Genomic DNA, 11,789 nt, shown 5'->3' on the forward strand with positions numbered 1-11,789 from the left:
TTTATACCCCGAATGCACTCATGGAAACGATGTTCTATTTAAGGCTATTTTAGGGCACCTGCAAACTTCCATTGGGTACTGAAATTTTCTGGCAGTTGCTGATTGGTGAGCAATGCTCTTACCATTTCTACAGGCATGTTATTTTCATGCAATATACGATCGTGAAATTGGATATTAGTCATCTTGCCAGTTTCTACCAGCTCTTTGTGTAATGCCCTGAATTGCAAACCGCCTAGCATATAGCCAATCTGGTAAAGCGGACCGTAGCCTCCCGTAAACGAGCGACGCACTTCGGCTTCGGCATTGGCCCGTTCAAAGCCTACGCGATCTACCAAAAAGTCGATGCATTGCTTAGGTGTCCATTTGCCCAAATGGTAGTTCATAGAAAAGATAATCCGCGCACAACGGTGCATGCGCCAAAAAAGCATTCCGATTTTATCTTCTGGAGATTTTGGAAAGTTCTGGTCCCAAAGCAACATTTCCCAGTACAAAGACCAGCCCTCTGTCCAGAAAGGCGTACCAAAAACCCTGCGGTAAGGTTTGTAACGGCTCTGCATAAAGTACTGCAGGTTATGTCCTGGAATAAGCTCATGAAAAACCACCGCCCTTGAGAAATGCCTGTTGTTGCCACGTAGGGTCATCATTTTGGCATCTTCGCTCATGTCTTCTGTTGGATAGGCAATCAATACAGACTCTCCACCCAAGAAAAACGGCGCAAATAGTTGTTCCTGTGGGCTCAACATCCGCATGCGCCAGCCTTCTTTGGCCATGGCCGGAATGGTGATGAGCTTGTTTTTTTCTACAAAATCTATAGCTTCGTTAGCCAATTCGTAAACCAGTTCGGGTTGCTTGCCCAATTCGGGATAATCGGTTTTGACCTTTTCTAGCGCTTTTTTCCAGTCGTTGCCAAACCCCATCTGTTGCGAAGCTTTGAGCATTTCTGCATCACACCAGGCAAATTCCCTCATGGCAATAGCCTCGATCTGTTCAGGCGTATAGGCAATCATTTCGTCTTTCAGGTTACTGAGCAAAGCTGTTCTGCCTATCGGATTGCCAATGATACCACTTCCATCGTCTTTGGCATTTGATGGCTTGGCCATTTTGCCCAGCACGGCAGCATAAGCCTTTAAGGCATCTACTACTTCGGGATAAACCCCTTTGGTGGCTTTGGTAAACTGCGGATCGTAGCCATCGTAAAACTTATAGGCTTCGGTAAATACGCTTAAATATTGGTTAACGCTTTGTTGCGCCCAAGAAGCCTGAACTGGTGTAACTGCCAAATCTTTGTTTTCTACAGCTTTTGTGGTTTTCTGGATGTCTTCTTTCAACTGTGTAAACTGCTGCTCTACGGCTTTACCGTCTTGCTGTTTTCCAATTCTTCGCTTTGCCTCGAAATCCAACAGCGTTTTGGCAAAAGGCAAAGTGAAGATGCTGCTTTTAAACTCGGCATAGTTTTGTTGCAAACTGGCCGAATCAGATCGGATATCACGTTTCAGCAAAATGTAATCTACCCTTTCGTTTACCGTTAATTTGTTAAAAGGCAATGCTTTTAATTTTTGATGCCAATCTGTATAAAAACGCGCCATTCTCTTAAAATATTCTTCCGATCGCTTGAGCGTATATTTGCGGTTCAGCATGGTTTCGTCTGATTGGTATTGGTTAATCAACGGACTTACCAAGCTGGCTTCGTTAGTTTGGGCTTGTAATTGTACGGCAGCTGTTAAAAGCAAAAACAGGGAAAATAGTTTGCACATAGCGGTTGGGCGTTTTTAGGTTAGCTGACGCAATATAAGTAAAACACAAAGTATTCGCTACATGGAGCGCTTGTAACTTATTCGTTTGTTGCGGCTCCACCAACAAGCTTTCATTGGCTCCTAGCGAAAGTGCCAATGAGAGTTATTTTTTTTGAAGCGCAATGTCTGTGCTACAAATTAAAGCAAGTCCAACTTTGAGCTCTATCTTTTTTGCCCAACAGCAAAAAAGGATGCCGCTTCAATTTGGGCTATTCTACCTAAGCCTGTGCAACAGCACATAGCAGCAGAACCTGTTATCTCCCAAACCTGATTGACAGCGATAGTTTTGAGCAAAGCGAAAAGCTTTAGCAGAAAGCAGGACTAACCATGAAATGCTGTCTTTGCTTTTCAAGAAACCGCGATATATTATAAGCCAAATTGGGAACTTGTTGTAATGTTCGGGCAATTTATTGACTGGATGCACCAACAACTGAAACTTATAAAACAGTGAGGCGCAATGCCTTTAAGCCGCTTAATCCTTGCAAATCTTCCAGGTCGAGGTCTTCAGTTTCGGACTTCAATACGCCAGTTTCCTGCAGGTATTTTACGAATGGCAGGTAATCGTCTATGTCTCTTTTGTTGAAATAGATCAATGCCAATTTATCGGGCTGGGTTAATCGCTCCTGCGAATTACGGATGAGTACCTTATCGATCCTTTTCTTGATCATCTGGTACCTGATGTTGTAGGCGCCTTCTACGTCGAACTTCCTCTCGTCGACCCTAAAACTGATGTCTATCGGATGGTTGTGGATAAAGATGAGTTGCGTGGTAGCGAGCTTAACGGGCATCTCAGGCTGGAGCTCCTGCACCATTTTGGCTATGGCCGCCATTGAGGAAAGCTGCCACAGGCGCAGGTTTTTCAAGTGGAAGTGGTTGAAAATCCGATCGGGTGCAATAGACTGGCCGATATAGATATCATACTCCACGCCATCTGTCCTGAACTTTTCGAAATAGCAAGGGTAAGACTCCTGCAATTTTTCACGTTCGACTTCAAAATAATTGTTAATGGCCGTGTTGATCAGCTGCATGGATGTTTCCAAAGCCTGACGGTGTTTGTAAACTTCGCCATGATGTGCCGAAATCAGTTCAAGGTATTTATCGATCACCTTTTGGGTATGGGGATGCGATTGGGAAATGAGCCTCAGGTAATCGCTGGTTTCCTCCTTGAGAAAAACATTGAGGCTGTTCTCTTCGGTGGTATTCAGTTCATCGCCCTGCAAAACATCATTCCACTTGTTGCAGTTAAATATAATTTCTACCAGCAAGGCATCGCTATAGGTTTTGCTGAGCTTCTCCAAAGTTTCACGGAGCATGCTCAGGTGCAGACTTAAATCTGCTTTGCTGGCCTCATTGCGCTCTATAGTAGAGTTTCTAATGTCTATTGCGCCATAAAAAGGGTAAACACCAGTAAAACTGATGTTATCTGCACGTAAAGGCAGGTTCTTTTTCTTATCGTAAAGGTGATGCCAGGCTGCTTCGTTAAATTTCCACTGCACTGCCGGCTGGATAGAAGTATATTTTTCTTTGATGATGTTTTCGATCTCAAGATTGAATTCATCAATATAAACCTGGAACAGCTGGGCAATTGGTGCCAATACCGGTTCCAGTAAAGTGATCTTTTTCTCGTCGAAAGTTTCGCCAACCCAGGTATGCATACCCAGCACTCCTACCAATACATGGTTGTGAAACACGGGAAGGAGCGCCATCGATTTGACATTCAGTTCCCTGAACCTTTCCAGCCAAGGGAACATCTCTCTGCTTTCGGCCCAGATATCTGGCGAGTAAAAGGAATTGGGATTAGCGGCATAGCCTTCGGCGATCTGCTGAAAGGCTTCTGGGCTCAAAGTTTCTTCGCCCCAAACCGAGAAGAGCAAACCACTGCCACCTTTCACATAGCCATAAACCATTTTATTGTTCACTCTTACAAAAGGGAAAAGGTCAAACTGAATATTCGCATTTTGGACTAAAATCTTAAGCGACTGGATGACCTCTGTATAAGCTACGCCTTCGTTGCCTGGAAGGCGACTCAATCTTACGCTCTTGATGTTTTCTACCGCTTGCTTGGCGGTAACGTCGGTAATGGTAAGGATAGCAATGCCCCTAAACTCAAAAAGGTCTAGCGGAAGAACCTGTTGCATTTTTTCCAGCCCACCCTCTTCGCTCAAGTACTGCTGCAATTCGCGGTAACTCAAATCAGGCAATTCTTTTTTAGCGCTAACCTCAATAAAACTGGTATTGACACCAATATGAAAATAGCCCGGCAAGGCGGTATCTGCCTTAATGCCTGAGTGGTATTTTTCTTTTAATGGGGCATGAAAAGTGTACAGCTCGTTAAGGATAAACGAATAGATGAAATGCAGGCGGTCTCGCCGATGCTGTTCCACCGTTTTTGAACCTGCAAAGCTGTTCTGGTCCTTCTCTTCTTGCTCAAGCAATTCGTACATCAGCTCTGTTCCATAAAAAGTAATGGGCTGCATGGGCGCGCAAAGACCCCACGCCTGATGATCTTCTGCCAAAAGTGCCGGAGAGAGGCAAGCATAGATATGTTCCAGCAATAATTCGTGCTGGTCAATATTTTCGAGCTTTATTACTTGGTCATCAACCCCTTGCTTTTTAAATTCTTTTAAGGCATTGATATAGATGGCCGCTTTTACGGTCTTTTCTTCTTCAATTTTTCGTTGCAGGTATTTGATAAACGGCCCAAAAGAGATGGCCGAATCTACTTCTGGCAGATCTGCGTAGTTTCGGGCAATATTTAATACGCTCTTCTTCATTTTGTAGGTGTCAAAAGCTTTTGAGTTAGACTATCGGTTAGCAAATTTGTAACAAAGAAAGCCCTTCGACGTATAAAGATAGCAACTATTTGCAGGGTTAATCTACATAGCCTTCAATCTGCTTATAAAGCTTTTCCTTATCACTTGGCCGCAATGCTTTAGCTACTGCGAGCTTGCCGTCTTTCAAAATCAGGTAGCGGGGAATAGCATAGCCCTTGCCGTCCCAAAGCTTATTGATTAGATCGGTTTGCAAGGTCTGGTTGGCCCGGATGTGGTTACCAGCCAATTTATAGTATTTAACCATGTCTTTCCATTGCTGGTCAACATCGTCTTTATCCATAGAGATGTATAGCATTTCGACACCTTTGCTTGTGAGAAACTTGTCTAGCTCATGCCCATATTCAAACTCTGCTTTGCATGGACCGCACCAGGTAGCCCACAGATCGACAAACACCGTCTTGCCTTTAAATTTAGCCATCAATTCGTCTAAACTGTTTACCTGAGCATAATTCGGTATCAGCTTTTGGTTGGCAGCAAATTCTTTTTTGGCCTTTTCCTGAAAATTGAGTATTTCATCAGCCATGGGTTGCAAATAAGGCGTATAAGCACTTTTAGGATAACTTGTTTTGAACTTATTGAAGAGTTCGACCAGAGTAGATTGGTATTTTTTCTGAAAGAATTCGTTAAAAAGAAAACTCGCCAATAGGTATTCTTTCACTTTACCTGTAAAATTCTTTTCGAAACCCGAATAGGAATCATTGAGATAGCTTTCTTCGCCAGCAGCTGCTTTTACAGTCCCTCCATTTTTCTCATAAAGATATTTAGCTACATAACTATTCGAATAGTACTGGGCATAAAAATAAAAATCGCCTGCATTGAGCCCTTTGCCGCTATTTACTGGATTTTCTTTATAAACTTTTGTCCACAGGTCTTGAAACTCTTGTTTAAATATGGCTTTGCTGCCTGGCCTCAATGTAGCAAAATAAAGCATAATAGGTACATGCGCGGCAATCGCCGCATAATCATTAGCTAAATTCTCTTTAAAAAGCTGATGGAATGTTTTGGTGATCTTATTTTCCTTTAACAGTTCATCATAAGGTACCATTTCTTTTTGTTGGTCTGCAGCCAAAAGCGCCATCATACCATTGGCAGTACTATCTGCTTTGTAATATTTGTTAGCCCTTGTTTGGTAGAAATTATATTTCCTTTGATTGAGCAACAATTGTCCGGCTTCGTTTGCACCCTGATATTGGAAAGCCTCTTCTCGCTGCTTTCCTAAGTTAAATACAATAGATACTTGGCCAGGCTCTACAAAGAAATTAAATGTTTTTCCGCTGTTGGCAAGGTAAATATTTGCTATCTGATCAACCTTGAAACTGACGTTGAGCACACTGTCTTTATCGAACCACATTTCTTTTCTTGCCGGATAAAAAGTGGTGCCATTAACTGGCAACTGAACCATTACCTTTTTTTCTTTTGCGCCAACAAACTTAATTTTAAGGTTAGCTTGCTGGGCAAAAGCCATACTATTGATAATCAATAGCAGGCAAACGATTAATTGTTTCTTCATCGTATTAATTAAGTTAAACTTATCATTAGGCGTAAGATCGAAGCAAGATAAATGCGTCCAATATTACCAGCCAATAGCCCTATCATCACCACGTGGGTCGGCACCGCCTTGGTAAAAGCCCCATTTGGTTTTGAGGATGGCATCTACCCTGCCTATTGGCCCGCGAGGTACAATTTTATAGCCCTTGGCTTTTAGCTTTTCGGTGGTTAAGCTATCCAATGCTTCTTTTTCTACATCAACCTGATCTGGCAACCATTGGTGATGGAATTTCTTCGCGCTTACGGCCGATTGCATAGACTTGTTAAAATCGACCACATTTAAGATGGTTTGAAACACGGAAGTAATAATTGTAGAGCCACCAGGCGTACCTACGACCATAAACAACTGTCCATCTTTTGAGAGGATTGCTGGTGTCATCGAGCTGAGCATTCTCTTGTTAGGCGCAATGGCATTGGCTTCTCCGCCAACCAGGCCGTACATATTTGGCGCTCCCGGTTTTACCGAGAAATCGTCCATTTCGTTATTCAACAAAAAGCCTGCTCCTTTTACCACAACCGCAGCACCATAAGAGCCATTCAGCGTAGTGGTAATGGATACTGCGTTGCCTTCTCTGTCTACAATGGAAAAGTGGGTGGTTTCTTCATGTTCTGCTGGCGCAATCTCGCCTGCACTTACACTTGCGCTGGCACTGGCTTGTTGCCAATTGAAAGACCCCATTCGTTGTCTGATGTAAGCATCTTCTATGAGTTTCTTTTGGGGAACTGGATAAAAATCAGGGTCGCCCAAGTGTGCCGCACGATCGGCATACACTCTTCTTTCGGCTTCTACGATTAACTGAACAGTAGAATCGGCATTAAAGCCCCATTTGGAAAGCGGATAAGGCTCAACCGATTTCAGCAACTGCACCAAGGCTATACCTCCGCTCGAAGGTGGTGGCATGGTGACTACTTCATAGCCTCTGTAATTGCCCACAACTGGCTTTCTCCAGATGGCTTGGTAGTTTTGCAGGTCTTGCTTGGTCATGATTCCACCTCCACGCTGCATTTCTGCCACGATCGAATCGGCTACTGCACCTTCGTAAAATCCTTTTCGTCCTTTCTCGGCGATCAGTTTAAGGGTATTGGCCAGTTCTTGTTGTACCAAAACATCACCTTCCATCCACTTGGCCTCTTTAATCAATGCTGTTCCAAGGGGATTAAGTGTCTTTAATTTATCTTTAAGCCCATTGAGTTCGTTGGCTTGGCGGGCAGTAATTTTGAAACCTTCATTGGCCAATCTATAGGCCGGCATGATGAGGTCTTCCCATTTCAGGCTGCCGTATTTCTGGTGCGCTTCTACCATTCCTGCAACAGAACCGGGTACACCTGCGGCCAATTGTCCGTAAAGGCTTTTATCTACAATCGGATTGCCTACCGCATCGAGGTACATATCTCTGCTGGCACTGCCTGCGGCTTTTTCCCTGAAATCAAGTGTGTTGGCTTCGCCTTTGGCCGAGCGATAAACCATAAAGCCACCACCACCGATATTGCCGGCATTTGGATAAACCACGGCCAAGGCAAATTGAACAGCTACTGCCGCATCAACCGCGTTGCCGCCTTTTTTAAGGATATCTATTCCTACCTGCGAGGCAATGCCATTGGCCGAAACCACCATGCCATTGCGGTATTCTTCACTGTTGCGCTTGCCTATCTGACCGCCTACGCAGCCAAAAATTAGGCTAACTGAAATTAAACTTAAGGTTATTGTGCCGAGCTTACGCTTTATAGTTTTCTGCATCTTTATAGATCTTTTCGATGATGTCTTTATACTTCTCGAGCACCACCTTGCGCTTAAAGCTCAATTTTGGGGTAAGCTCGCCTCCATCAATGCTGAATTCTTTTGGCAACAGGGCGAAACGTTTCACCTGTTCCCACTTGCCGAATTCTGATCCTAAAGCTACAATAATCCGATTATATTTTTCCAACACCTGCTCGTTTTTGATCATTTCCTCGTTGGTAGTATAATTGATGCCTTTTTTGCCACACCAGGTTTTTAAGGCCGGAAAAGCTGGAACAATCAGGGCCGAAGGGAATTTTCTGTTTTCGCCCAGCACCATGATCTGTTCAATTAAAGGGGATTCTTTATAACGGTTTTCCAGCATTTGTGGGGCTACATACTTGCCACCTGCTGTTTTAAAGATTTCTTTTTTACGATCGGTAATTTTCAGGAATTTTCCTTCCAATATTTCACCGATATCGCCAGTGTGGAACCAGCCATCGGCATCGATGGTTTCGGCAGTGAGGTCGTCGCGTTTGTAATAGCCTTTCATTACGTTATGGCCACGCACCAAAATTTCGCCATCTTCGGCAATCTTGATTTCCACGCCTTCAATTACTGTACCCACAGTTCCAAACATGGTCGCACCAAAATGGTTCACCGTAATTACAGGCGATGTTTCGGTTAGTCCATAACCTTCAAAAACCGGCATGCCTGCTGCCCAAAAAATACGGCATAAGCGTGGGTTAAGTGCTGCACCGCCCGAAACCAATACTACGATTCGTCCGCCAAGTGCTTCTTGCCATTTTTTGAATACCAGTTTACGGGCAATGCCCAATTTAAAGTTGTACCACCAGCCGTTGTTGCCATCAAATTTTTCGGCCAAGGCTAGCGACCAGAAGAAAATGCCGCGTTTAATGCCACTGAGGTCTTTTCCTTTTTCAAGGATTTTATCATATACCTTTTCGAGCAATCTCGGCACGGTAGAAAAAGCATTGGGTTTTACTTCCTGAATATCGGCTACGATGGTATCCATGCTCTCGGCATAATAGACCGAAACGCCGAAATAGGCATAGAGGTAGGAAATCATCCGCTCAAAAATATGCGACAGGGGCAAAAAGCTTAAGGAAACCTTGATTTCTCTTGGAAAGATAATGGCCGATTTCTCGAAGTTCTTCACCAGGTTATCGTGGGTAAGCATTACGCCTTTGGGTGTGCCCGTTGTACCTGAAGTATAAATCAGGGTGAGGATGTCTTCGGCAGTGACCGCTTGTCGATAACTTTCTAAGTCTACAGTTGCAGTTTTTCCAGCATCAACAATCTCCTGCCAGTTGGGGGCACCTTGTACCTCATCGAAGGTATAAATCTTTACTTCGTGTTTAACTTCTTTGCAAACTGCTCCAATCTTTTCACATAATGCCTGATCGCTCACAAATACGATGGAGATTTCGGCATCTTCGATAATGAATTTCACATCGTGCTCGGCCAGCGTGGGATACAATGGAATTTGATAGGCGCCCAGCTGCATGATGCCGTAATCGCAAATGTTCCACTCAGGGCGATTATGCGACATCACGGCCACCCTAGAGCCCTTCTTGATACCTAAAGTGGTTAACCCTCGACTCAAATGATCAGTCACTTCACAAAAATGCTGCGTGCTGTACTTTTTCCACTCTCCCTTGATCTTTCCGCTAATGAATTCTTCTTTTGGAAAGTTCTCGAGGTTATATTTTAGGAGGTCGAATACCCGTGTGATGTTTGTAGACATGAAATAGCAATTTAATTTGGTCAGGAACTGCTGCAACGAATTATTTGTTTAAACTCGTTGTTATCAAATCTAATAAATTATACTTTCTGCATCAACTCCATTTGAAAATTATTCTGCATGCATAGCAATTTATTGCTTTTTGGTGATGTTGGAAAAAGGTTGAGGGTGGAAGGCGGGGAGGCAGAAGTTGGGAGTCCGAGGTCAGGAATCGGAAAGTCGGAATTCTTAGGTATTAAAAGATAGGCGAAAGCCAATTCGCATGACCATACCCATCTTATAAGAGCTGTTCGGAAGCCTATTTTTTGTTTTTTACTTTCTCTAAATCTTTTCTCAACTCATCAATAGCTTGTTCTTGTTTTTCGTTGTTTTTATTTTGATCGATGAGCAAAAGGGTGAGTTCCTCTACTTTTTTGAGCAGCAGTTTATTCATTTCTCCCAACTCAACCCCATTAGCTTCAACTTCTTTGGCACTTGGCATTTCGGGCAGGCGCTTATTCGCTTTGATATAAGCTTCGATCTCAAGCAATGATGGAGCTTTGTAAGTGTTTTCGAAAACGTAATCAGGCCAGTTGGTGGCTTCTACCTTGATTTCCTTGGCGCGGATTTTTCCGTTTACGGCAAGCCTCTCATTAGGGGTGGTTGTTCCGATACCTACATTGCCATTGGCACTGAAATAGGCTATATCTCTGATAGAACCATCATATTTTACCCCTCTTATTTGAAAACCTTGAGCTGGGGCATCATCATCGCCTATATCAAGCATCAATTTTCCACTTCCATTGACTGGATTAGAATAATATAATGAAGCAACATCACTCTCATAAGCCCAATTTATACCAAGCTTGCTGGTGCCTAAAAAGTTAATACTTTTGTTAGTACTACTGTCTTTCGCAACAATATCATTCAAGGTGTATCCCAACGCTTCTTTTAATCCAGCGATGTTACCACTATGATAAATTTCATTCCAACCTCTGTTTGATGCATCCTGCGTATTTCTAAAGGCCAAGCGATTACCAAAAAACTCTCCAGCAAATTGGGTGACATAAAAATTACTGGGATTACCATGTCTCATACTCAAAATATGCCAATAATTATTGCTTCCGAAGGGCGCATTGAGCATGTTGTAGCCATTTCCAACTACCATTTTTCCAATAGGATTTACATTATCGAGGTTTTGATTGTCCAAACTTATATTATCCATTTGTGCATCGGCACATAAATAAGCCATGGATAAACAGTAAAATAAAAGTAGCTTTTTCATCAACTATTTGTTTTTTTCTTGTTTTAACTCTTTAACTTCTTTAAGCAATTGCTGAATCTGTTTATTTTGCTCGATCAAATAAAGCGTTAACTCTTCTTGTTTTTTCAACAGCAATTTGTTCATCTCACCCAGTTCTACCCCATTAGTTTCTACTTCTTTTGCGCTAGGCATTTCGGGCAATTTTTTATTGGCTTGAATGTAACGTTCCAACTCTTCCAACTTTCCAATTTGATAACCTTTCTCAAAAACATAATCTGGCCAGTTGGCAGCTTCTACCTTGATTTCTTTGGCGCGGATTTTTCCATTTACGGCAAGCTTCTCGTTTGGAGTACTAGTACCAATGCCTACATTGCCATTGTCCATTAAAGTAAACCTGCTTGCACATAGACCACCGTTACACCCAGTTGCATCATATGCCCAAAACTGTAAACTGTTGCCATAAGCCCCGCCCATGTTATATATTCTCCAATCATTTGCTGCACCACTTGCAGTTTTGGCTGGATTACGGATCTGAATAGTACCTCCAATATTTTCGTCGGCTATTGAACTGATTAAATAACCATTAGCAAAGGCATGTCCTCTTACATCAAGTTGATAATTAGGGCTTGTAGTGCCTATACCAACGAAATCATTATTCTTTATAAAAAACGGAATTTGACCAGTGGTACTATTGGCGACTCCAAATCCATTAAGATTGGCATGAATGTCATAATAACTTGTATTATCTTGCTTATACATCAAGATTTCTGTCGAGTTTGTTCCATTACTACTTAATGTTAGTACTTGTTGAATGGTTTGTTGCGCCTTAACTATTGCCGAAACAACTAATAGAGAGGTTAATAAGATGATCTTTTTCATTTTTGTAATT

General features: G+C 42.7%; 7 protein-coding genes. All 7 read right to left on the minus strand.

Going from position 1 to position 11,789, the window contains the following annotated elements; genetic code table 11:
• Positions 1-44: 44 nt before the first annotated feature.
• Complete coding sequence (locus AC570H_RS14560) at positions 45-1,754, minus strand: DUF885 family protein (RefSeq protein WP_497356044.1); 1,710 nt, start codon at positions 1,752-1,754, stop codon at positions 45-47.
• Between the two features lie 476 nt (positions 1,755-2,230).
• Positions 2,231-4,567, minus strand: a complete 2,337-nt coding sequence (locus AC570H_RS14565; protein ID WP_497356046.1) for a GAF domain-containing protein — start codon at positions 4,565-4,567, stop codon at positions 2,231-2,233.
• Positions 4,568-4,664: 97 nt separating this feature from the next.
• Positions 4,665-6,137 (minus strand): TlpA family protein disulfide reductase, encoded by a 1,473-nt coding sequence (locus AC570H_RS14570; protein ID WP_497356048.1) that lies wholly within the window; start codon positions 6,135-6,137, stop codon positions 4,665-4,667.
• Between the two features lie 63 nt (positions 6,138-6,200).
• Positions 6,201-7,913: a gamma-glutamyltransferase gene (gene ggt, locus AC570H_RS14575; protein WP_497356050.1), complete on the minus strand. Its 1,713-nt coding sequence runs from the start codon at positions 7,911-7,913 to the stop codon at positions 6,201-6,203.
• Positions 7,891-9,660 carry an AMP-dependent synthetase/ligase gene (locus tag AC570H_RS14580; protein ID WP_497356052.1) on the minus strand — a complete coding sequence of 590 codons (1,770 nt, stop codon included), beginning with the start codon at positions 9,658-9,660 and terminating at the stop codon, positions 7,891-7,893. The genes ggt and AC570H_RS14580 overlap by 23 nt, the downstream gene beginning before the upstream one ends.
• Before the next feature lie 295 nt (positions 9,661-9,955).
• Positions 9,956-10,921 carry a hypothetical protein gene (locus AC570H_RS14585; protein ID WP_497356054.1) on the minus strand — a complete coding sequence of 322 codons (966 nt, stop codon included), beginning with the start codon at positions 10,919-10,921 and terminating at the stop codon, positions 9,956-9,958.
• Between the two features lie 3 nt (positions 10,922-10,924).
• The gene (locus AC570H_RS14590; protein WP_497356056.1) at positions 10,925-11,779 is read right to left on the minus strand and encodes a hypothetical protein; all 855 of its coding nucleotides are present in this window, start codon (positions 11,777-11,779) and stop codon (positions 10,925-10,927) included.
• Positions 11,780-11,789: the final 10 nt, after the last annotated feature.

Source organism: Pedobacter sp. B4419 (assembly GCF_059693725.1).